General features: G+C 61.2%; 20 protein-coding genes and 1 riboswitch. Of the genes, 9 read left to right on the top strand and 11 right to left on the bottom strand.

Features of this window, described 5'->3' with window-relative positions:
* The first annotated feature begins 297 nt into the window (after positions 1-297).
* From C5750_RS02515 to C5750_RS02505, 3 genes are read left to right on the top strand one after another with little or no spacing between them, the layout of a single operon-like run.
* Positions 298-585 (top strand): sarcosine oxidase subunit delta, encoded by a 288-nt coding sequence (locus C5750_RS02515; RefSeq protein ID WP_105732276.1) that lies wholly within the window; start codon positions 298-300, stop codon positions 583-585.
* The gene (locus tag C5750_RS02510; RefSeq protein WP_105732275.1) at positions 582-3,572 is read left to right on the top strand and encodes a sarcosine oxidase subunit alpha family protein; all 2,991 of its coding nucleotides are present in this window, start codon (positions 582-584) and stop codon (positions 3,570-3,572) included. Before C5750_RS02515 ends, C5750_RS02510 begins: the two co-directional genes overlap by 4 nt.
* Positions 3,565-4,152, top strand: coding sequence for a sarcosine oxidase subunit gamma (locus C5750_RS02505; RefSeq protein ID WP_105732274.1), 588 nt, complete (start codon positions 3,565-3,567; stop codon positions 4,150-4,152). The genes C5750_RS02510 and C5750_RS02505 overlap by 8 nt, the downstream gene beginning before the upstream one ends.
* Positions 4,153-4,174: 22 nt before the next feature.
* Here the strand turns inward: C5750_RS02505 and guaD are convergent, their stop codons facing one another.
* Genes guaD through C5750_RS02490 form a run of 3 tightly spaced genes read right to left on the bottom strand, consistent with a single transcriptional unit; the run spans position 4,175 to position 7,430 of the window.
* The gene (gene guaD, locus C5750_RS02500; RefSeq protein WP_105732273.1) at positions 4,175-5,491 is read right to left on the bottom strand and encodes a guanine deaminase; all 1,317 of its coding nucleotides are present in this window, start codon (positions 5,489-5,491) and stop codon (positions 4,175-4,177) included.
* A complete protein-coding gene (locus tag C5750_RS02495; protein ID WP_105732272.1) occupies positions 5,488-6,717 on the bottom strand; it encodes a urate hydroxylase PuuD in 1,230 nt (409 codons plus the stop codon). The genes guaD and C5750_RS02495 overlap by 4 nt, the downstream gene beginning before the upstream one ends.
* 59 nt (positions 6,718-6,776) lie before the next feature.
* Complete coding sequence (locus C5750_RS02490; protein ID WP_425350420.1) at positions 6,777-7,430, bottom strand: 2OG-Fe(II) oxygenase; 654 nt, start codon at positions 7,428-7,430, stop codon at positions 6,777-6,779.
* Between the two features lie 280 nt (positions 7,431-7,710).
* On the opposite strand from C5750_RS02490, the gene C5750_RS02485 reads away from it, so the two are divergent.
* The 5 genes from C5750_RS02485 (at position 7,711) to C5750_RS02465 (ending at position 14,451) form a co-directional block, all read left to right on the top strand.
* A complete protein-coding gene (locus C5750_RS02485; protein ID WP_105732270.1) occupies positions 7,711-8,127 on the top strand; it encodes a hypothetical protein in 417 nt (138 codons plus the stop codon).
* 108 nt (positions 8,128-8,235) lie between these two features.
* On the top strand, positions 8,236-10,770 hold the full coding sequence (secD, locus tag C5750_RS02480; protein ID WP_105732269.1) for a protein translocase subunit SecD: 2,535 nt from the start codon (positions 8,236-8,238) through the stop codon (positions 10,768-10,770).
* Between the two features lie 187 nt (positions 10,771-10,957).
* A complete protein-coding gene (gene ybaL / locus C5750_RS02475) occupies positions 10,958-12,715 on the top strand; it encodes a YbaL family putative K(+) efflux transporter (RefSeq protein ID WP_105732268.1) in 1,758 nt (585 codons plus the stop codon).
* 60 nt (positions 12,716-12,775) lie between these two features.
* A complete protein-coding gene (locus C5750_RS02470) occupies positions 12,776-13,726 on the top strand; it encodes a lysylphosphatidylglycerol synthase domain-containing protein (RefSeq protein ID WP_105732267.1) in 951 nt (316 codons plus the stop codon).
* Positions 13,727-13,890: 164 nt separating this feature from the next.
* Entirely contained in the window at positions 13,891-14,451 is a 561-nt protein-coding gene (locus tag C5750_RS02465; RefSeq protein ID WP_245420959.1) for an RBBP9/YdeN family alpha/beta hydrolase, read from the top strand.
* Here the strand turns inward: C5750_RS02465 and cysW are convergent.
* The 4 genes from cysW to C5750_RS02445 all read right to left on the bottom strand — a co-directional run bounded on the left by cysW (position 14,448) and on the right by C5750_RS02445 (position 17,706).
* On the bottom strand, positions 14,448-15,275 hold the full coding sequence (gene cysW, locus C5750_RS02460; protein ID WP_105733075.1) for a sulfate ABC transporter permease subunit CysW: 828 nt from the start codon (positions 15,273-15,275) through the stop codon (positions 14,448-14,450). The genes C5750_RS02465 and cysW overlap by 4 nt on opposite strands.
* Positions 15,276-15,294: 19 nt before the next feature.
* Complete coding sequence (gene cysT, locus C5750_RS02455) at positions 15,295-16,137, bottom strand: sulfate ABC transporter permease subunit CysT (RefSeq protein WP_105732265.1); 843 nt, start codon at positions 16,135-16,137, stop codon at positions 15,295-15,297.
* A gap of 100 nt (positions 16,138-16,237) precedes the next feature.
* The gene (locus C5750_RS02450; RefSeq protein WP_105732264.1) at positions 16,238-17,242 is read right to left on the bottom strand and encodes a sulfate ABC transporter substrate-binding protein; all 1,005 of its coding nucleotides are present in this window, start codon (positions 17,240-17,242) and stop codon (positions 16,238-16,240) included.
* Positions 17,243-17,514: 272 nt separating this feature from the next.
* Positions 17,515-17,706, bottom strand: a complete 192-nt coding sequence (locus C5750_RS02445) for a hypothetical protein (RefSeq protein ID WP_105732263.1) — start codon at positions 17,704-17,706, stop codon at positions 17,515-17,517.
* A gap of 305 nt (positions 17,707-18,011) precedes the next feature.
* On the opposite strand from C5750_RS02445, the gene C5750_RS02440 reads away from it, so the two are divergent.
* Positions 18,012-18,461 carry an RrF2 family transcriptional regulator gene (locus C5750_RS02440; protein ID WP_105732262.1) on the top strand — a complete coding sequence of 150 codons (450 nt, stop codon included), beginning with the start codon at positions 18,012-18,014 and terminating at the stop codon, positions 18,459-18,461.
* Between the two features lie 360 nt (positions 18,462-18,821).
* Here C5750_RS02440 and C5750_RS02435 read toward each other — a convergent pair whose 3' ends face one another.
* Genes C5750_RS02435 through thiC form a run of 4 tightly spaced genes read right to left on the bottom strand, consistent with a single transcriptional unit; the run spans position 18,822 to position 22,584 of the window.
* A complete protein-coding gene (locus C5750_RS02435) occupies positions 18,822-19,595 on the bottom strand; it encodes a thiazole synthase (protein WP_105732261.1) in 774 nt (257 codons plus the stop codon).
* A 3-nt stretch (positions 19,596-19,598) separates the two neighbouring features.
* Entirely contained in the window at positions 19,599-19,796 is a 198-nt protein-coding gene (gene thiS / locus C5750_RS02430) for a sulfur carrier protein ThiS (RefSeq protein ID WP_105732260.1), read from the bottom strand.
* A gap of 2 nt (positions 19,797-19,798) precedes the next feature.
* Positions 19,799-20,752 carry a glycine oxidase ThiO gene (gene thiO / locus C5750_RS02425; protein ID WP_105732259.1) on the bottom strand — a complete coding sequence of 318 codons (954 nt, stop codon included), beginning with the start codon at positions 20,750-20,752 and terminating at the stop codon, positions 19,799-19,801.
* Positions 20,752-22,584: a phosphomethylpyrimidine synthase ThiC gene (thiC, locus tag C5750_RS02420; RefSeq protein ID WP_105733074.1), complete on the bottom strand. Its 1,833-nt coding sequence runs from the start codon at positions 22,582-22,584 to the stop codon at positions 20,752-20,754. The genes thiO and thiC overlap by 1 nt, the downstream gene beginning before the upstream one ends.
* A 97-nt stretch (positions 22,585-22,681) precedes the next feature.
* Positions 22,682-22,798: riboswitch (TPP riboswitch) on the bottom strand.
* Positions 22,799-22,871 lie beyond the last annotated feature (73 nt).

Genomic DNA, 22,871 nt, shown 5'->3' with positions numbered 1-22,871 from the left:
TTTGCCCGTTCATGTCGGCACAATCAAGGCACTTTCTGCTTTCATTCTCGCCACTGGTCGGCTTGTTGACAGTGCTCGCCGCTATCGTGATGACCATTCCAGCGATGCGACAGTAGCATAAACCAGGGGTAATCATGCATCGTCACACCTGCGGCAGGCCCGAAACTTGCCAAAGTCACAATTTTGCTCGTCTTCACCTCGCGCTCATCTTGACCAGTACAGATGCACACTGTTGACTGGCACAATCGGGAAATAAACGTCCAACCGCAACAGATTCGCTTTCGAGACCAGAAGACCATGATCATCAAATGCCCCTATTGCGGCCCGCGCGACGTCATCGAATTCACCTATCAGGGCGACGCCACGCGCCAGCGTCCAGACCCGGCCTCGACCGATCAGGCCGCATGGAACGCCTATGTCTATGACCGCGCCAACCCCATGGGCGGCCACCGCGAATTCTGGCTGCACAGCGGCGGCTGCCGCCAGCATCTGGTCGTCACCCGCGATATGGCGACCCACGTCATTTCATCCGTGGGTTTTGCCCGCGATGCCGTTGCATCAGGGAAAGGCGGTGATCGCCCATGACCGCGTCACGGCTTTCCAAGGGCGGGCGGATCGACCGCGCCAAGACGGTGCGGTTCACCTTCGACGGCAGGGCCTATAGCGGCCATCCCGGCGATACGCTGGCCTCGGCCCTCCTCGCCAATGGCGTGACGCTGTTCGGCCGCTCGTTCAAATATCACCGGCCGCGCGGTGTCTTTGCCGCGGGCAGCGACGAACCCAATGCGCTCGTCACCGTTCTGTCAGGCGAGGTGCGCGAGCCGAATGTCCGCGCCACGGAACTGGAAATCCATGACGGTCTCGTCACCGAAAGCCAGAACCGCTTTCCCTCGCTCGAACACGATGTCATGGCCATCAACCAGCTGGCCGGGCCGATATTATCGGCGGGTTTCTACTACAAGACCTTCATGGGACCGGCCATCGGCCCGCTGCGCAGCACCAGGGTCTGGATGTTCTTCGAAAAATTCATCCGCCGCGCCGCCGGTCTCGGCAAGGCGGGCATTGCTGCCGATCCCGACCACTACGAGCGCATGAATGCCTTCTGCGACGTGCTGGTGGTGGGTACCGGCCCGGCCGGACTGCTGGCAGCGGAAGCGGCGGCGGAAACCGGCGCGCAGGTGATCATCGCCGAGGAACGACCGGTTGCCGGCGGCGCGCTGCTCGCATCGGCCGAACTGATCGACGGGCGCAATGCCGCGGTCTGGGCGCGGGAAAAGGCGGCCGCGCTCGCGGGCCTGCCCAATGTGCGCTTCCTCACCCGGACTTCCGTCTGGGGCTATTACGATGGCAATGTCCTGACCGCCCTCGAGCATGTCTCGGATTTCAAGCCGAACCGCACCAAGGGACAGGCGCGCCAGCGCCACTGGGTCATCCGCACCGGCAAGACCATTTTGGCGACAGGTGCCTTCGAGCGGCCCATCGTCTTTCCCGGCAATGACTGCCCCGGTGTCATGCTGGCCGATGCGGTCAGGCGCTATGCCATCGAATACGGCGTGGCTGCGGGAAACAATGTCACGCTGTTCACCAACAATGACAGCGCCTACGAAGCGGCCCGCGCCATGGCGCAGGCAGGCGTCAACATCGTTGCCATCGTCGATGTGCGCGCGGACATATCCGGCGCCTGCATCGAGATTGCCTCGGCTGCCGGAGCGGAACTGGTTCTCGGCCATGCCGTCACCGGCACCCATGCGGGCAAGACGCTCAGCTCCATCACCGTGCAGCATTTCAATGCGCAGACCGGCCATGTCTCCGGCGCGGCGCGGGAAATCAAGACCGATTGCCTCGGCGTATCCGGCGGCTGGTCTCCGGCGATCCATCTTGCCAGCCAGGCGGGCGGCAAGCCGGAGTGGGACGAGGATTTGCAGGCCTTCCTGCCGCCGGAAGCCAACCAGAACTGGGTGACGGCGGGATCGGCGGCCGGGTACATGGATACGGTCAGCGTCTTCTCCGATGGCGCGACCAAGGGCACCTCCTCCAAGACCAAGCCAAAGCTGCCTGCGGTCGACGCCCCGATGTTCGATGCATCGCCCGCCCCGGTGTTTGAAATCGAGCCTGCGGCCAAATCGCAAAAGGCATTTGTCGATTTCCAGCACGATGTCACCGCCGACGATATCCGCCTCGCCTATCGCGAAGGCTTCCATTCGGTCGAACACCTGAAGCGCTACACCACGCTGGGCATGGCGACCGACCAGGGCAAGACATCGAATATTCCCGGCCTTGCCATCATGGCGGATGTGCGCGGCATCAGCATTCCCGAAGCTGGCACGACCCGCTTCCGCCCGCCCTTCACCCCGGTATCCTTCGGTGCGATTGCCGGAGAGCGTTATGGCGACCTGCGGCCGCACCGGCTGACCCCGATGCATGACTGGCATCTGGCCAACAGCGCCAGGACCTACGAGGCAGGCCTGTGGCACCGCCCGATGATCTATGGCAGCCACGGTGAAACCGTCGAACAGGCCTATGTGCGCGAAGCGCGCGCCGTGCGGCAGAGCGTCGGGATTGTCGATGTCTCGACGCTCGGGAAGATCGACATTCAGGGCCCCGACGCGGCTGCATTCCTCGACCGCGTCTACACCAACATGTTTTCCACCCTGCCGGTTGGCAAGGCGCGCTACGGTCTGATGCTGCGCGAGGACGGCATTGTCTATGATGACGGCACCACATGGCGCCTCAGCGAAACGCAGTTCCTGATGACAACGACAACGGCGAATGCCGGGAACGTCATGCAGCATCTGGAGTTCTATCTGGATTGCGTCTGGCCGGACCTGCGCGTGCACCTGACCTCGGTGACCGATGTCTGGGCCGGGACGGCCGTATCCGGTCCGAAAGCCCGCGCGGTGCTGGAAGCCTGCGTCACGGGCACCGGCGTCGACAATGCAACCCTGCCGTTCATGGGCATCGTGCACGGCTTTATCGGCGACGTGCCGGTCATGATCTGTCGCCTCTCCTTCTCGGGCGAGCTTGCCTATGAAGTCTATTGCGGCGCCGGTTTCGGCACGCAGGTCTGGGAAGCGCTGCTCGAAGCGGGCAAGCCCTTTGACATCATGCCCTACGGGCTGGAAGCGCTGGGCACGCTGCGCATTGAAAAGGGCCACGTCACCGGCGCCGAAATCGACGGCCGCACCACCGCACACGACCTGCATCTCGACTGGATGCTGTCGAAGAAGAAGCCCTATATCGGCTCCGGCATGAAGGACCGCGCGGGATTGAACGATGAAAACCGCCTGTCGCTGGTCGGCCTGATCTCGCTCGACAACCAGTCGATCAATGGCGGCAGCCATATCGTCAGCGATGCGGCGCCGCGTGAACCCGCCGACAGTTTCGGCCACGTCACTGCGGCCTGCTATTCCCCGGCGCTCGGCAAATATATCGCGCTGGCGCTGGTCAAGCACGGCACGTCGATGATCGGCAACCGCGCCTATGCGACGGACCTTCTGCGCGGCAAGCACGGCGCCGTCGAAATCGTCAGTCACCACATGTTTGATCCAGAGGGGAGCCGGATGCATGGCTGAACCACAATCTCCCCTCGGCCATACCTTTGTTCCGGGTGACCATGGCAACTCCGCCGGCGGCATCGGTCTTGTCCTGACCGAGCGCAGGGATGTTTCCATCGTGCAGGTCACCGCATGGCGCGGAACCATCCCCGCCGTGCTGACCGCCATCGGCGATGTGACCGGATTGAACCTTGCCGACAAACCCGGCGCGGGGCGCAGCGCAGGCGAAAAATCCGCCTTCGGCTTCGCGCCCGGACGTTATTTCGTCGTGGCTCCGTCCGCTGATCTGGAAGACCGCCTGCGCAGGGCCATCCCTCTGGAAACCGGCACGATCATTGACCTTACCCATGGCCGCACCGCCATTCGCGTCAAGGGCCCGTGGTCGGAATGGGTGTTGTCGAAGCTGTTTGCCATCGACTTTTCCGAACACGGCTTTCCGGTTGGCTTCGGCCGCGCCACGCTGCACCACGACATCCACGCCAATATCCAGCGGACCGACGCGGAAACCTTCGATCTCTACGTGTTCCGCACCTTTGCCCGCTCGTTCTGGCAGACGCTGGGACATGCGGCGGCGGAAGTCGGCTACCGCGTCGAATAAGCCGCTTCCGGCTTGTCGCTCGTTATGATGCGAGCAGGCTCTTTGCCGGTTTTCCCGCGATATAGACTTCCGCAATCGTGCGGTCGTCGCCCATGGTCTGCATCAGGAACAGTTCTTCGACGAGGGTTTCCACCGTTTCCATGCGCAGGCGCATGGCCGGGGTCGAACGGGCATTGAGCACGATGCAGTCGGCTTCCGCGCCCGGCGTCAAGGCGCCGATGATGCCCTGCAGCGACAGGGCGCGGGCATTGCCGAGCGTCGCCTGATAATACGAGCGCAGCGGGTGATAGCGCTGGCCCTGAATGTTCAGGATCTTGTAGCCCTCATCCAGCGTGCGCAGCATGGAATAAGAGGTGCCGCCGCCGATATCGGTGGCAATGGCATGGCGCACCGGCGGATGGGACGCCTCGAGGCGCGCCAGATTGAACAGGCCGCTGCCGATGAACAGATTGGAGGTCGGGCAGAAGACCGCGACGGACCCGCTATTGGCGATGGCAGCAATTTCCGCATCGGTCAGATGGATGCAATGGCCAAGCAGCGTCTTGGGGCCAAGCAGGCCGTAATGCTCATAAACCTGCGTGTAATCCCGACTCCACGGGAACAGCTCGGCGACAAAGGCGATCTCGGCGGTGTTTTCGCACAGATGCGTCTGCACGTGCAGATCGGGATATTCGCGGGCGAGCAGCCCGCTCAATTCAAGCTGTTCCGGCGTCGATGTCGGTGCAAAGCGCGGCGTGATGGCATAGAGCTGACGCCCGGTGCCGTGCCATTTGCCGATCAGCTCCTTGCTGTCGTCATAGCCCGACTGAGCCGTGTCGAGAAGACCTGATGGCGCGTTGCGGTCCATCATCACCTTGCCTGCGATCATGCGCATGTTGCGCCGGTCCGCCTCGGTGAAAAACGCTTCGACCGACGCCTTGTGCACGGTGCAATAGGCGGCGGCCGTGGTGGTGCCGTGGCGGATCAACTCATCGAAGAAGGCCGAGGCGATGCGCTCGGGATGGCCCTGATTGGAAAACTTCTGTTCCTCGACAAAGGTGTATTTGTTCAGCCATTCCATCAGTTCGCCCGCATAGGAGGCGACAACCTGCATCTGCGGGTAATGGATGTGCGTGTCGATGAAGCCCGGCATGATCAAATGCGGGCGATGGTCGATGACCTCGACATTCCTGCCTTCGCCGGCGCGCAACCGGCCATAGTCGCCGATAGCCCGGATCTTGCCGTCGCGGATCAGCAGTCCGCCATCCTCGATATAGGTAAAAGCGTCCGGGCTGGCATCGCCAGCCAGCGGCTCGTCATGAAACGTCAGCAGACGTCCGCGTAACAGAAGTTCGGTCATTGCGTGGATTTTCCCGATGCGGCGGCGCGGTACCACGCCACGATCCGGGACCGCTCGGCATCTGTCATCTGCGTCAGGTTGCCCGGCGGCATGGCGTGGCTGGCTCCGGCGAAAAGATAGACCTGGCTGGCATGAGTCGCAATCAGTTCATCCGTATCGAGGCGAATTCCCTTGGGCGCGTGCATGATGCCCTCAAAGGACGGCTCCGCCGCATGGCACATGGAACAGCGCCCCATCACAGTGTCGCGCACCTCCTGAAAGTTCTGCGCGGCAAGAAACGGCGCGGCAGCGTTCGAGACTTTTTCCGGTCCCTGCAGCACCTTCGGCACCGTCGACAGCCAGATGATGACGATGAACAGCACGGCCGAGGCCAGCCATGTCCAGTGCGGATTGCCGGTTCCGGCGTGTTTCGAGTTGAAATAGTGGCGAATGAGCACGCCGATGATGAAAATCAGCGCCGCGATGATCCAGTTGAATTCCGTCGAACTCGCCAGCGGATAATGATTGGACAGCATCAGGAAAATCACAGGCAGTGTCAGATAATTGTTGTGCGTCGAGCGCTGCTTCGCCTGCTTGCCGAGCTTCGGATCGGGCGTCTTGCCGGCGATCAGATCGGCAACGACCTTCTTCTGGTTCGGAATGATCAGAAGGAATACATTGCCCGACATGATCGTGGCGGTGAACGCACCGAGATGCAGGAAAGCGGCGCGCCCGGTGAACAGATGCGTATAGCCCCACGCCATGAAGACGATGACCGCATAGAGAATGAGCATCAGCGCCGTGTCATTGTTCGCCAGCGGCGACTTGCACAGGAGATCGTAAATCAGCCAGCCGAGGCCGATCGACGCCAGCGAAATCAGGATGGCGACCGGCGTCGAAACGTCAAGGACATTGCGGTCGATGAGATAGAGGTCAGCGCCCGCGTAGTAGACGATGCACAGAAGCGCAAAGCCGGAAAGCCAGGTGGCATAGGACTCCCATTTGAACCAGATCAGATGTTCCGGCATGTTGGGCGGCGCGACCATATATTTCTGAATGTGGTAGAAGCCGCCGCCATGCACCTGCCATTCCTCGCCATTCACCCCCTGCGGCAGGCCCTGATGGCGGCGTAGCCCCAGATCGAGCGCGATGAAATAGAAGGATGAGCCGATCCAGGCGATTGCAGTGATCACATGCAACCAGCGGGCGGCAAAGCTGAGCCATTCCCAGAAAATAAGATAATCCATCGGGGCCTCATGCAAAGCATCACAATGCGTGTGTTCGCGGCCCGATGCAAGGTGATGAACTACTTGGAATCGTGAAAGATAATCCCGAGTGTATGGCGCTGGCCGCTGCGCACGCGGCTCACACCATGGCGCATGTTGACCCGGTAATAGCCGCGCGATCCCTTGACGGGGCGCTGGCTCACCGGAAAGACCACGCCATCCCCCTGCCGCAGCGGCACCACCTCCGCCCGCGACTGCATGCGCGGGCGCTGCTCGGTCAGCACGAACTCACCCCCGGTGAAATCCGTCCCGGGCTCTTTCAGCAGAAACGCCACCTGCAGCGGGAACACGTGAATGCCATAGATATCCTGATGCAGGCAGTTGTAGTCGCCCGCGCCATATTCCAGCAGCAGCGGCGTCGGCCGGTCCTGCCCGGCGGCATGGCAACGCGCGATGAAAGCCGGATGCGCCTCGGGATAGCGGATGTCGATGCCCATCTGCCCGTTCCAGCGATTGGCGATATCGGCCAGCGGCGGATAGAGCGCGTCCCGCAACCCATGGACAATGTCCGGGAGCGGATAGGAGAAATATTTGTACTCCCCCTGCCCGAAGCCATGCCGGGCCATGACGATGCGCTTGCGGAAGATGGTATCGTCGGGATAGGCATCCGCCAGCATCCGGCATTCGGTCTGCGACAGGACATTGCGCAGGATGGTGCAGCCGGAAGCCTCCATCTCCGTTTGTGCGGCGGTCCAATCAATCGGGCTCAGCTCTGGCATTGCGGCATCCTTACTCACGCAGAAAGTCCTGCACAGGAGACAGCAACGCGAGCTGATCGACCACCCGTTTCCTGCGCAGAGCAGGATGAAAGGCCCTGCGCTTCACAAAAACGACGGTTTTTTTGGCCATGAAGCCGGGCGCACGACGATTTTAAGTGACTCAGCATCCCGGACTTCATAAATAGAGTCGCAACGGGGTCTGACAGACCGCGAACGGGAAATGCTGGAAACGCATATGGGCTTGAACAGAAATGGCAAATCAGAAAGGCGTGGATCCGCTCCGCTGCTGATTTCTATCTTCTGGCTCATTGCGACCCTCGGAGCCGTCTATATCGCCGCTCCCGAAACGGACCTGCGCAACAACCGCGCCAGCGCGCCGGTGCGCGACGATGCCCGCCTCGCCCATGAGAGCGACAATCGCTCCGCCCCCGTGCAGAACTCCATGCGCATCGCAGCGCTCGAAGCCCTGCACCTGAAGATCAAAAGCGGCCTGCGCGCGGATACGAATTCCCATGACGGCATTGTGCCGGACGGGAATGCCCTGATTCTGGCCGGCGCACAGTCCGCCGCCCCCTCCGAAACCGGTTCACGCCTGGCGCTGGACCGGATCAGCGTTTTCAGCGCCCGGGCTCCACCCCTCGCGCTTGCCTGAGGCAATCCGTTGCTCGGCAACGGTTCCAACGCAACACCATCGGCAGCCGCCCGGAACAGACGTGACCATTTCCCGGCAGCCCGCCGCAATTCATGACGGAACACTGATATGCGCACTTCGAAATGGGTTCTGGGAACCTATATTTTCATCATTCTTGCGGGCATCATTCTCGCACTGCCCAATATTTTCACCAAAGCACAGCTTGATGCCTTGCCCAACTGGCTGCCGAAAAAGCAGATTTCGCTCGGTCTCGATCTTCGCGGCGGTTCCTATCTCGTTCTTGAAGTCGACGCGGCGGCCCTGAAGAAGGACCGCGTCCGTGCCATGCTGGACGATGCGCGCAACAAGCTGCGCACCGAACGCATTCAGGCGCAGTCGGTGCGCATCGCCGGTGATTCCGTCATCGTGACCATTGCCGACCAGGCTCAGCGCGACCGCGCCGTGACCGTTCTGAAGGAACTGACGGCCCAGGTCGCACAGGTCGGCTTCGCCGCCCCGGTCAGCGACATCGACATCACCTCGGCCGACAACACGATCCGTCTCACCCTGACGGATGCCGGCATGAAGGACAGGCTCGACAACGCCCTGCAGCAGAGCCTTGAAATCGTCCGCCGCCGCGTCGATCAGGTCGGCGTGGCCGAACCGTCGATCCAGCGCGTCGGCTCCGACCGTATCGTCGTCCAGCTTCCCGGCCTGCAGGATCCGTCCCAGCTGCGCGCGCTGCTCGGCAGCACGGCCAAGATGACGTTCCACATGGTCGCCGACCGCAATTTCGGCGACACGCCGCCGCCCGGCATTTCCATCCTGCCGGATGCCAAGAATCCCGGCCAGACCTATCCCGTCGAGGACCGCGTTGCGCTCAGCGGCGAACGCCTGACCGACGCCCGCGCCGCCTTCGACCCGCAGACCAACCAGCCGATCATCTCGTTCCGCTTCGACAATGTCGGTGCACGCCAGTTTGCCGAAATCACCAGCCAGAATGTCGGCCGTCCCTTTGCCATCGTTCTCGACGGCAAGGTGCTGACCGCGCCAGTCATTCAGGTGCCGATCACCGGCGGTTCCGGCCAGATTACCGGCAATTTCACGGTGCAGGACACGGTGACAACCGCCGCCCTGCTGCGCGCCGGTGCCCTGCCCGCGCCATTGACGGTCATCGAAGAACGCACGGTTGGTCCTGATCTCGGCGGCGACGTCATCAAGATGGGCATCCTGACCGGTCTTGTCGGCTTCGCCCTCGTCGTCGGCTTCATCTTCGTGCTCTATGGTGCATGGGGCTTCATCGCCAACCTGGCGCTGGCGCTCAATGTCATCCTGACATTCGGCGTGCTCAGCCTCATCGGCGCCACCCTCACCCTGCCCGGCATCGCCGCCATCATCCTTGGCATCGGCTTTGCCGTGGATGCGAACATTCTCATCAACGAGCGTATCCGCGAAGAAGCCCGCAAGGGCATCGGCGCCATGGCCGCCGTCGACCGCGGCTTCAAGCACGCCTACGCCACCATCGTCGATGCGAACGTCACCCACCTGATTTCCACGCTGCTGCTGTTCCTGTTCGGCACCGGCCCGATCCGCGGCTTCGCGGTCACCATGGTCATCGGCACGCTGATTTCGATGTTCACCGCCGTGACCGTCGTGCGCATCGTCATGACGGCCATCGTCCGCCGCCGCAAGATGAAGACCATCCACATCGAGCACGTGGTCAAGCTGGTTCCGGAGACGACGAAAATCTCCTTCATGAACGCCCGCTTCTTCGGTATCGGCGTCTCGATCTTCCTGTCGATCGCCTCGGTGATCCTGTTCATCCACCCGGGCCTCAACTACGGCATCGACTTCAAGGGCGGTATCCAGGTTGCCGTCACCACGTCGAAACCCGCTGACCTCGCCACCATGCGCAGTTCGCTGGAAGCACTCGGCCTCGGAGAGGTCGTGCTGCAGCAGGCCGGCGGCGACAATCAGGTCCTGATTCGCGTCCAGCGCCAGGATGGCGGCGAAGAAGCCCAGACGGCTGCCGTGACCAAGGTCAAGGCCGCGGTCGAACAGCTCGATGCCGGCGTGAAGATCGAAAGCTCGGAAGTCGTCGGACCGAAGGTCAGCCAGGAACTGGCGCGCTCGGGTGTCCTGGCGGTCATCCTCGCCAGTATCGCCATGCTGCTCTATATCTGGTGGCGGTTCGAGTGGCACTTTGCCCTCGGCGCGATTGCAACGCTCATCCTCGACACGACGAAAACGGTGGGCTTCTTCGCCCTGATGGGGCTGGATTTCAACCTCACCGCCATCGCCGCGCTTCTGACGATGATCGGCTACTCCGTCAACGACAAGGTGGTGGTCTATGACCGCATGCGCGAGAACCTGCGCATTCACAAGAAGATGCCGCTGCGCGAAATCATCGACATGAGTATCAACCAGACGCTGGCCCGTTGTATCTACACCTCGGTCACCATCTTCCTTGCCATGCTGCCCATGGCAATCTGGGGTGGCAAGGCCGTGGAAAACTTCGCGCTGCCGATGCTTTTCGGCGTCGTGATCGCCACAAGCTCGTCGATCTTTATCGCCGCGCCGATCCTTCTGCTTCTGGGAACCTGGTGGGAAAAGAACCACCAGCACCGCATCGGATCGAGCGAGACACCGGCGGTGAAGAGCTGAGCGGAGCCTGATCTGAGCTCTCCAGGCTAAATATCTGCGGCGTATGAAAAAAATTGCATTTCATGCGCCGCAGAACGACAAAAGTTGTTTGCAAGACATCATGTGTACGCAATACTGAGGCAGTCATTAGCTGTTCGCAGTTTGATTTCATTATTTTTCATCACGACCCAGGGGGAGACACCGACATATGCCTCATGAAACGCCGCTGATTGCGACAATCGTTGTGGGCCTTGTGGTGGCCTTCATCTTCGGTGCGATTGCCAACCGTCTGCGCGTTCCTCCCCTTGTCGGTTACCTGCTCGCCGGTGTCCTTGCCGGCTCCCATACACCCGGTTTTGTCGCCGATCAGGAACTTGCAGCCGAACTCGCGGAGATCGGCGTCATTCTGCTGATGTTCGGCGTCGGACTGCATTTTTCCCTGAAAGACCTGCTGTCGGTGCGGGCGATCGCCATTCCCGGTGCGATCGTGCAGATCGTCGTGGCAACCCTGCTCGGCGCCGGGCTTGCCTGGATTCTCGGCTGGAGCATGCAGGCGGGGTTTGTCTTCGGTCTCGCTTTGTCCGTTGCCAGTACCGTCGTGCTTCTGCGCGCCATGCAGGAGCGCCGCCTGATCGAAACGGAGCGCGGACGCATCGCCGTCGGCTGGCTGATCGTCGAAGACCTGGCCATGGTTCTGGCGCTGGTGCTGCTGCCAGCCATTGCCGACGCCGTCAACGGCAAGAACCCGGCGGCCGAAGCCGCTGCCCATATCGCCAGCGATCCCATCGCCGCCTATTTCAACCTCGGCATCGGCGGCATCATCGGGCTGACCCTCGGCAAGGTTGCCGCCTTCGTCGCCGTGATGCTGATCGTCGGCCGCCGCGTCATCCCGTGGACACTGCATGCCATTGCCCATACCGGCTCGCGCGAACTGTTCCGGCTCGCCGTGCTGGCCATTGCGCTGGGTGTCGCCTTCGGTGCGTCGAAACTCTTCGGCGTGTCGCTGGCGCTCGGCGCCTTCTTCGCCGGCATGATCATGAGCGAATCCGAACTCAGCCACCGGGCGGCGGAGGAATCCCTGCCGCTGCGCGATGCATTCGCCGTGCTGTTCTTCGTCTCCGTCGGCATGCTGTTCGATCCGATGACCATCATCAACGATCCGCTGCCGCTTCTGGCAACGCTGGCGATCATCGTGGTGGGCAAATCGCTGGCAGCCTTCTTCATCGTGCTGGCATTCGGTTATCCCACCGGTACCGCCCTGATCATTTCGGCCAGTCTGGCGCAGATCGGCGAGTTCTCGTTCATTCTGGCGGAGCTGGGTGTCGGGCTTGGCATGCTGCCGCAGGAGGGGCGTGATCTCATTCTTGGCGGCGCCATCCTGTCGATCCTGCTCAATCCGGTTGTCTTTGCCGGGGTGGGATATCTGAAACCCTGGCTGGAAAAACGCTCCGCCTCGGCAACCGAAGCCAGCCCCGAGACGACGGTCGTCGAAGAACCCGACGTGGAAGAGCTGCATCCCACCACCCTCACCAACCACGCGGTTCTGATCGGCTACGGCCGTGTCGGCAGTCTGGTGGGCGATGCGCTGAAGGAGGTCGGCAAGCCGTTTCTGGTGATCGAAGATGCCGACAAGACGGTGGCAAGGCTGCGCGACGACGAGGTGGAAACCATCGTCGGCAATGCCGCCAATGGCGATGTGCTGGCCGCGGCCAACCTTGCCGAAGCCAGGCAGCTCATCATCGCCATTCCCAACGCCTTCGAAGCCGGCCAGATCGTCGTCAAGGCGCGTGCCGCCAACCCGGCGATCAGCATCCTGGCGCGGGCCCATTCGGACGCCGAGGTCCAGCACCTGCAGGATCTGGGTGCCGACGCGGTGATCATGGGCGAGCGGGAAATTGCCCGGGGAATTGTCGCGCATATTCTCGATCTCGACAAACCGAAGCCGGAGGAGCCGTTATCGGCATAAGCAAAGAAAAAACGGGGTTCGCGGCGCAAGCCAGGTGAGAATGATTGGACGGGAATAGGTATGAAGTTAAAGGATTATATATGGCCGGTGATCGGGTTGGCCGCTGTTGCTGTCTCCGCATGGCTCCTCTACCGGGAGTTGCGGAGCATATCCCTTGAGGATGTGATCCACAGTCTCTATGCGATTCCGACCCACCGCTGGATTCTGGCCGCCCTTGCCTCCCTGCTCGCCTATGCCGCCCTTGCAGGCTATGACCGGATTGCGCTCCTGCATCTGCGCCGCAAGATTTCCTGGCTGTTCATCACCCTATGCTCCTTCACCACCTATGCACTCTCGCACAATATCGGCGCGTCGGTGATCTCGGGTGCGGTGGTGCGCTATCGCGCCTATTCTTCGCAAGGGATGAGCGCAGCGGAAATCGCCCTGCTCATTGCCTTCTGCTCCTTTACCTTCATGCTCGGCACCATTACGCTCAGCGCGTTCGTGCTTCTGATCGAACCGGAAATCCTGCAGCGCTTCAACAATGAGTGGCCGCTCTCCCTCAGCTATATCCTTGGTTTCGGCGCCCTCGCCTTCGTGCTGCTCTATGTCTTCGGCAGCTGGCTGCAATTGCGGCCGCTGCGCATCCGCAAGTTCACGCTCGAATATCCGCGTCTGACCGTTGTCGCCCAGCAATTGATCGTCGGACCGCTCGAACTGATCGGCGCCGCCGCCATCATCTATTTCACCCTGCCCGAAGCGGGTAATCCCGGCTTTCTCATCGTGCTCGGGATTTTCCTCATCTCGTTTTCCGCCGCCCTCATTTCCCATGCACCGGGCGGCCTCGGCGTGCTGGAACTGGTCTTCCTGACCGGGCTTCCCGACATGAACCAGGCCGATGTGCTGGCGGCCCTCATCATCTTCCGCCTGTTCTACCTGCTGATCCCCTTTGCCCTGTCGTTGCTCGTCGTTCTGTTTTTCGAGCGCTCGCAATTGCTGTTGCGCTGGTACAAGAAAGACAGCGAGAGCTGAGCAGCCAACGCCGGGCCGATTTCACGATTCCGGATTTTCGCATTGGAATTTTTTTCCAATACACCCCGACTTTAGACCCCCATTCCTTCAAAGGATGGGGGCTGGCACCTATTTTCAGGCTGTGATTTCAACATTTCCTCCCAACCTGGAAGGATGAGCGCCTGATGACAACATTGATCATTCCCGGATATCTCGGCTCCGGGAAAGGCCATTGGCAACGGCAGTGGCTGGCCGATGACGACACCGCCCGCCTCGTCGAACAGGATGACTGGGAAAATCCCGTTCTGTCGCAGTGGCTGCATGTGCTTGAAGCGGCGATCTCGGAAACACCCGGTGCCATTCTCGTTGCCCATAGCCTCGGCTGCGTGCTCGTCGCCCATCTGGCCAGCCGCCCCTCCGCCGCCCATGTGGCGGGCGCCGTGCTGGTGGCGCCCGCCGATGCCGAGCGCATGGCGGTGCAGGACCCGAAATTCCGCAGCTTTGCCCCGCTGCCGCGTCACGATTTCGGCTTTCCCTCCATCGTCGCCGCCAGCCGCGACGATCCCTACATGTCCTTCAACAAGGCGCAGGCGCTGGCAGACATCTGGGGCTCGGGATTTGTCGACATGCGCCATGCCGGCCACATCAATGTTGCCAGCGGTTTCGGCGCATGGCCGGAAGGCTATATCCTGGCGCAGTCCATGCGGCGGCCGGACGATGCCCTTCGCACCAGGCGGGCGGCCTAGCCCGCCTGCTTGCGTTCCAGAAGATATTTGAGGATGAGGGTGACCACCGCAATCAGCGCCAGGGTCGATGCGGCGGCAAAGGCCCCGGTGACGTTGTAATCGTTGAACAGCAGTTCGATCTGCAGCGGCAGCGTGTTGGTCTGGCCGCGAATGGCGCCCGACACCACCGACACGGCACCGAACTCGCCCATGACGCGTGCATTGCACAGCACCGCGCCGTAGAGCAGCGCCCAGCGGATATTCGGCAGCGTCACATAGAAGAATGTCTGCAGCCCCGACGCTCCAAGGGTGATGGCCGCTTCCTCATCCTCGCTGCCCTGCGCCTGCATCAGCGGAATGAGTTCGCGCGCCACGAACGGGCTGGTGACAAACAGGCTGACCAGAAAGATCGCGGGCACCGTGAACATGATCTTGATGTCATGGCTCTCCAGCAGCGGACCGAGCAGGCCCTGGCTGCCATAGAGGAAGAGATAGGTCACACCCGCGACAATCGGCGAAACGGAAAACGGAATCTCGATGAAGGTGATCAGCAGCCGGCGGCCGGGAAAGCGGAAACGCGTGACCAGCCAGGCAACGCAGATGCCGAAGACCATGTTGATCGGCACCACGACGATGGCCGTCAGCACGGTCAGCCAGATCGCATGCCATGTCGCAGGCTGGGTGATCTGCGCGATATAGACGGAGATGCCCTCGCGCAGCGCATAGGTAAAAATCACCGCAATCGGCACGCCGATGAACAGCGCCGACAGCGCCAGGGCGGCGAGGATCAGCAGCCAGTGCGCCGTGCGTGCCGGGCGCTGGCCATGCCGCCGGGATGACTGCATTTTTGCGGGCGCGGCGGGCTCAGCTGCGGTCTGCATAACGAAGCTGCCAGGCTTGGATGGAATTGGTGACAAAGAGCATGAGGAACGCCAACACCAGCATCACGGTGGCGATGGCCGCCGCCGCCGGATAGTCATATTCATCGAGGCGGATGAACACGAGCAGCGACATCACCTCGGTCTCGAACGGCAGATTGCCTGAGATGAAGACGATGGCGCCGAATTCACCGAGGCTGCGGGCAAAGGATAGGCTGCATCCGGCAATGAATGCCGGGAAGATTGCCGGCCAGATCACCCGCGCAAAAATCTGCCAGTTCGTCGCCCCCAGCGACCGCGCCGCTTCCTCGACATCGACAGCCACATCCTCCAGCACCGGCTGTACGGTGCGGATGACAAAGGGAATGCTGGTGAACATCATGGCGATGGCGATGCCGAGCGGCGCATAGGCGACCTTGATGCCCAGCGGCTCCAGATAGCGGCCAAACCAGCCATTGGCGGAAAAGACGGTGACGAGCGCAAGACCGGCAACGGCTGTCGGCAGGGCGAACGGCAGGTCAACCACTGCGTCCAGCAGCCGCCGCCCCGGAAACTCATAGCGCACCAGCACCCAGGCAAGCAGCAGGCCGAACAGTGCATTGAACAGCGTGGCAAGCAGCGCCGCCCCGACGGTAATCTTGTAGGTTGCAACCGCGCGCTCGGACGAAATGATCGCCCAGAAATCCGGCCAGCCGAGATTGACCGATTTGTACAGCATCGCCAGCAAGGGCAAAGCCACGATGACGGCGAAGTACAGCAGCGTCACACCGAGGGTCAGGCTGAACCCCGGCAACAATCCGCGCTGGCTGGATTTTGAAAACAACGGCATGCTCGGGTTCTAAAGCCTGTTCGCGTGAAAGCAAGCAGAGGTTGAAAAAATGCGGCGCAGCTTGGAGGCCGCGCCGCTTTTTGGATTTCTTAGCCGCTGATCAGCGCTTGGTGAAAACCTTGTCGAGGATACCGCCTTCGCTAAAATGCTCCTTGGAGAGCTTGTCCCAGCCGCCGAAAACGTCCTCAACAGTCACCAGACGCGTTTCCGGGAATTGCGCGGCATATTTCGCCTTGATGGTCTCGTCATGCACGCGGTTGAAATTCTGGGCGAGAATGTCCTGCCCTTCCGGCGTGTAGAGGAATTTCAGATAGGTTTCGGCAATGGCCCGCGATCCGCGCTTGTCGACGACCTTGTCGACAACAGTGACGGGGAACTCCGCCAGCAGGCTGACCGGCGGCACCACCGCTTCATACTTGTCTTCGCCCAGCTGCTTGCGCGTGCCCAGCACTTCCGCCTCGAAGGTGATCAGCACATCGCCGATGCCGCGTTCGGCGAAGGTCGTGGTGGCGGCACGGCCGCCCGTGTCGAACACCGGCACGTTGGCGAAGAGCTTCTTGACGAAATCCTGCGCCTTGGCCTCATCCTTGTTGTTGGCCTCAAGCGCATAGGCATAGGCCGCCAGATAGGTGTAGCGCGCATTGCCCGAGGTTTTCGGATTGGGGAAAATCACCTTCACATCGTCGCGGACGAGATCATCCCAGTTCTTGATGTGCTTCGGGTTGCCCGCACGCACCAGAAAGGCCGGTAGGGAATAATAGGGCGAGGAATTGTTCGGCAGGCGCGACTGCCAGTCAGCGGGAATGAAATTGCCCTTGTCATGCAGCACCTGCACGTCGGTGACCTGGTTGAAGGTCACGACATCGGCTTCCAGCCCTTCCAGGATCGAGCGCGCCTGTTTTGACGATCCCGCATGCGACTGGCTGACGGTGATGTCCTTGCCCGCCTCTTTCTTGTAGGCGGCCGTAAAGGCCTTGTTGACCTGTTCGTACAGCTCGCGCGAAATGTCGTAGGATACGTTGAGGATTGCGGTGGGCTCGGCGGCATTCACCGGCCCGAGGCCGAGCGCCAGAGCGACCGTGGCATAAACGAACAGTTTCTTCATTGCATTCTCCCAAGCAGCCAGCACGGATCGTGCTGTCGAAATGAACCCAGCCCCATCCAACCCAGCGATGTCATAGGAGAACGGATATTTTTTCCGAGAATGCCGTCAATTTTCCGGGAGAGGAAGAATTGCAATTCCAACAATCACTTGCTTCTTAAAATTTTATTCTAAGAAATACCCAAAATGAAATATTCGCCCGGTCTATCGGGACCGGTTCCGCAATCTGCTTCCACCCCGCGATGCCGCGAGGCAGCGTCTCGATCAAAAGCGTCTTACCAGAAGCCGCGATGCTGCCAGCACCAGAGGAAATCCTCTTCGGTCCAGTTGCGGTGGCGCTTGGCCGAGGCCTCGTCGCTGTCCCGCTTCTTCGCATCGCGTGTCCCGGTATCGAGGGTTTCCGAAGCAAATACCTCGCGCCACAGGCGTTCCGCCCGATTAAAGATGCCGGATACTTCACTGTACATTGCGACCTCCAGGAAACAGTTGGGTTGCAGAGTGCAGCTGTCTCCACGAGACAACCAATACCCGATGATGACCGGTTGTAAAAATTTGTCAACAATCACTACCTGTTTAATCGTGTATCGATTTTAACGCTTTTGCAACTTTTAGAATGCTTAATTCTTTATGAATGATTATTTTTCAGGGCCTTAACAGCCATTTTTAAGACATTTGGCCGCCATGAAAAAACTCCATTTTTTAACACTTTAGCACTAGAAAATGTGGAGCGAGGGACTATGACTGCATCTCATAGGGTGGTCAGGCAACAATCATGATTTCGCAGAAAGCCAAATATGCGCTCCGGGCGCTTGTCGTTCTCGCCAGAGCCGATGCCGAAAAGGCCCTCTTCATTTCGGATATCGCTGAAGAACAGAACATTCCGAAGAAATTCCTGGAACAGATCCTGCTTGACCTGAAACACCAGGGCATCGTCATGAGCCGCCGCGGCAAGATGGGCGGCTATCTCCTGCTCAAGCAGGCAGAGGACATCACCTTCGGCGAGGTCCTCAGACTGATCGACGGGCCGATTGCGCCCCTGCCGTGCCTCAGCAAGATTGCCTACCGGCGCTGCGAAGACTGCGACAGCGAAGACAAGTGCGAAATCCGCCATGTCTTCAGCGAGGTCGCCAATGTGACGCGCGGCGTGCTCGATAAGACCACGATTGCCGATTGCCTCGCCTATGGCAACGGCGGCAAGCTGGCAGCCGTGCTCGACAGTTAGAGCGGTTTGCGGCCATATTGAATCGTTCTGCCGGCGGGAATTTGCGGACAAGGTCAAGGGGTTTGACGAGACCGATGTTCTCCATCGGACGAAGTCAAAACCCGCAGGAATTGGGCCAAATTCACCCGGCCCTTCGGGTTTCCGGCTGGCGGACACCCACTTTGTCAGGCAGCTTCGTCCGATGGATAAACATCGGCCTTGCTACCTTCCGCGTGGATTGTCTCGCCATCCGGGAAACAGAACTGATCCAATATGGCCGCAAACCGCTCTAACCCCTCGGGAAACACCATGACCGCCAATGATCCGGAAACACTGGCTTTTTACGCCGATGAAGCCGTACGTTACGCCAAACGGCCCTGATCAGGTAAAGACAGCTTTTCCGATAACTGGCGTTGACGGCACCGCCACATCGCGCGGCTCCAGCATGCCCGCATGAAAGGCCATGTGCCCGGCATCCGCCGCCTTGGCGAAGGCAGCGGCCATGGCAACCGGGTCCGCCGCCTTGGCAACCGCCGTGTTGAGCAGGATCGCGTCAAAGCCCAGCTCCATCACCGTGGCGGCATGAGACGGACGGCCGAGCCCGGCATCGACGATGAGCGGAACCTCGGGAAAATGCCCGCGCAGGGCACGCAGCGCGTGCAGATTGAGCGGGCCGAGCGCCGATCCAATCGGAGCACACCACGGCATCAGCACCTCGCACCCCGCCTCGAGCAGGCGCTCCGCCACGACCAGATCGTCCGTCATGTAGGGAAACACCTTGAAACCATCCGCGTTGAGGATGCGCGCCGCCTCCACCAGCGCAAACACATCCGGCTGCAGTGTGTCGTGATTGCCGATGACTTCGAGCTTGATCCAGTCGGTGGCAAAAATATCCCGGGCCATCTGGGCGGTCAGCACTGCCTCCTTGACCGTGTGGCAGCCCGCCGTGTTGGGTAGCACATGCACGCCGAGCGACTGGATCAGCGACCAGAACCTGTCGCCGGATTTGCCGCCCGCCATTTCGCGCCGCAGGGACACGGTGACGATTTTGGTTTCCGACGCCTTCACCGCGTCCATCAGGATCGCCGGTGACGGATATTGCGCGGTGCCAAGCAGGAGGCGCGAGGACAGTTCGGTGCCATAAAGGGTCAGCATGGCTCAGCCTCCCTGCCGCGGGGTGAGGATTTCCACCCGGTCGCCGTCATTCAGGCCCACGGCAGCACGCGCGGTCGCTCGCACCAGTTCGCCATTGAGCGCGGTCGCCAGCCATTCGCCATCATACTCCAATTCGCCGAGCAAATCGGCCAGTGTTTTGGCCGCAACCTCGTGCGGTTCTCCATTGACGATCAGTCTCATGATCAAGCTACCTCCTGCGAGTCAAAAGCCATCGCTGCCGCCCGCATCGCCATGGCAGGCGCCAGCAAAAATCCGTGCCGGTACATTCCGTTGATGCTGATCACCCGGCCATCGCGCGTCACGCGCGGAAAATTATCCGCATAGGCGGGGCGCACGCCCACGCCGGTCTCGATGATCGCTGCCTCGCCAAAGGCCGGGTGCAGGCTGTAGGCGGCATTGAGCAGTTCCATCATCGACCGCGCGGTGACCGGCCCCGTCGCATCGCTTTCGATCATCGTCGCGCCGACCATGAAGAGGTGATCGGCGCGCGGGACGATGTAGACGGGAAAACGCGGATGGATCAGCCGGACAGGCCGGGCCAGCGCGATGTCGCGGGTTTGCAGGATGAGCATTTCACCGCGCACCCCGCGCAGGTCCGGCTTGGCCGTGGAATAGCCGGTGCAGTCGACAATGCGATCGAATTTGCCCTCGTCCCGCTCGTTTTCAAAGCGAACGCCGGACGCGGCCAGCTTCGCCGCCAGCGCCGTCAGGGCGCGGCGCGGATCGAGATGCGCTTCGTCCCGGAAAAACAGCCCCCGGCGGAACCGTCCCGCAAGGTCAGGTTCGAGACTGCCCAGTTCCTGCGCGTCCACACCAGAAAAACCCGATGTGCGCGAACCAAAACGGTCGAGTTCCCCGGCATCACGCGCTGGCGCCAGCACCAGCGTGCCGTTGCGCGTGACACGTCCAGGCAGGGCCGCCTCCCACCAGGAGGCAGCCGCCAGGCCGAGTTCCAGCACCCGCTCCTCCGCGCTTTCCCGCTCGCAATAGGGGGCGAGCATGCCGCCCGCATACCATGAGGCGGTCGAGGACGTATCGCGGCGCGGGTCGAAGACGGTCACGTCTGCGCCCCGCGCCATCAGTTCATGCGCGGCGGTAAGTCCGGCCACGCCAGCGCCTTTGACAAGGATAAGCATCAGAAATCGTCACCCGATGCCGGGATGGGCACGCTAGCCGATTTCAGCGGCATATAGAGATCGCCGCCCTGCCGGAATTTTTCCGCCATGGCTGACATGCCCTCCTTCTGCGCTTCGGCGCGGATATCGTGGGAAATCCGCATCGAACAGAATTTCGGCCCGCACATCGAGCAGAAATGCGCCACCTTGTGCGCCTCCTTCGGCAATGTCTCGTCGTGGAACAGCCGCGCCGTTTCGGGATCGAGCGACAGGTTGAACTGATCCTCCCAGCGGAATTCGAAGCGCGCGCGCGACAGGGCATCGTCCCGCACCTGCGCCGCCGGATGGCCCTTGGCAAGATCAGCCGCATGGGCGGCGATCTTGTAGGTGATCACCCCGATCTTCACATCGTCGCGGTTGGGCAGGCCGAGATGCTCCTTCGGCGTGACATAGCAAAGCATGGCGGTGCCGAACCAGCCGATCATCGCCGCACCGATCCCCGAGGTGATGTGATCATAACCCGGTGCGATATCGGTGGTGAGCGGTCCCAGCGTGTAGAACGGCGCCTCGCCGCAGACGGCCAGCTGCTTGTCCATGTTCGCCTTGATCTTGTGCATCGGTACATGGCCGGGGCCCTCGATCATCACCTGGCAGCCCTTGGCCCAGGCAATCTGCGTCAGTTCCCCCAGCGTTTCCAGTTCGGCAAATTGCGCCGCATCATTGGCATCGGCGATGGAACCCGGACGCAGGCCGTCGCCAAGCGAGAAGCTGACATCATAGGCGCGGCAGATATCGCAGATTTCCTCGAAATGCTCGTAGAGGAAACTTTCCCGGTGATGATGCAGACACCACTTGGCCATGATCGAGCCGCCGCGCGACACAATGCCGGTGACGCGGTCGACGGTCAGCGGGATATAATGCAACCGAACACCCGCATGGATGGTGAAATAATCCACGCCCTGCTCCGCCTGCTCGATCAGCGTGTCGCGATAGACCTCCCATGTCAGGTCTTCTGCGATGCCGCCGACCTTTTCCAGCGCCTGATAGAGCGGCACCGTTCCGATCGGCACCGGGGCGTTGCGGATGATCCATTCGCGGATATTGTGGATGTTGCGGCCGGTCGACAGGTCCATCACCGTATCGGCACCCCAGCGAATGGCCCAGACCATTTTCTCTACTTCCTCCGCCATGGAGGAGGTGACCGCCGAATTGCCGATATTGGCGTTGATCTTGACCAGAAAGTTGCGGCCGATGATCATCGGTTCGAGTTCGGGATGATTGACATTGGCCGGAATGATCGCCCTGCCCCGGGCAATCTCCTCACGGACGAATTCCGGCGTGACATGATCCGGCACCGACGCGCCGAAGGAATTGCCGTCGCGCTCCAACTGCGCTCTTGCGGCGTCGCGGCCGAGATTTTCGCGGATCGCCACATATTCCATCTCGGGCGTGATGATCCCCGCCCGGGCATAGGCAAGCTGGGTGACGGCTTTATCGCCTTTCGCCCGCAGCGGCCGGTTGCGCACCGGAAATTCCGGTGTCAGCCGTTCGCCGGTGACGAAGCCATTGTCTTCAAGCTTGACGTGGCGGCCGTCATAGGCGGCAAGGTCCGCATGACCGGAGAGCCAGCTCGCACGGAGGCGCGGCAGGCCTTTGGCAATGTCGATGACAGCATCGGCATCCGTATATGGCCCGGACGAATCGTACACCATCACCGGCGGCTCGCCCGCCGTCGGGTGCACCGATATCTGGCGCAGCGGCACGCGCAAATCCGGATGGATATGGCCCGGTTTGTATATCTTGATCGAAGCCGGCAGCGGTCCTGCCGAAACGGTTGGGGTAATTGCGGTCATCATCAGGCTCCTAGGCGGTTAAGCGTGGAAACCCAGTTCTGTGCCGGAAGGATGAAAAGAGATTGCGAATCCGGATACGGATGTGCCGAGGCTGACTCGCATGACTTTCGCACCGTCCCTACGCCAGTATGAACTGGATCAGGTTCAACGGGTCACTGCGCTGCAAAAGCCAGCAGAATCTCAGCCCCTTGTCGGGACCCCCCTGGTGAATGTCTTGAATTGAACGCCCGATCCGCCATTTGTCAAGCGGATCGGTAAAATCGTGTGCGTGGCGCCCTGCTGTTTCC

The organism is Phyllobacterium myrsinacearum (assembly GCF_002980555.1).
Classification (GTDB): domain Bacteria; phylum Pseudomonadota; class Alphaproteobacteria; order Rhizobiales; family Rhizobiaceae; genus Phyllobacterium; species Phyllobacterium myrsinacearum.
Note: the sequence above shows the minus strand (reverse complement) of the source record. Positions and strands in the feature narration are given on the sequence as shown.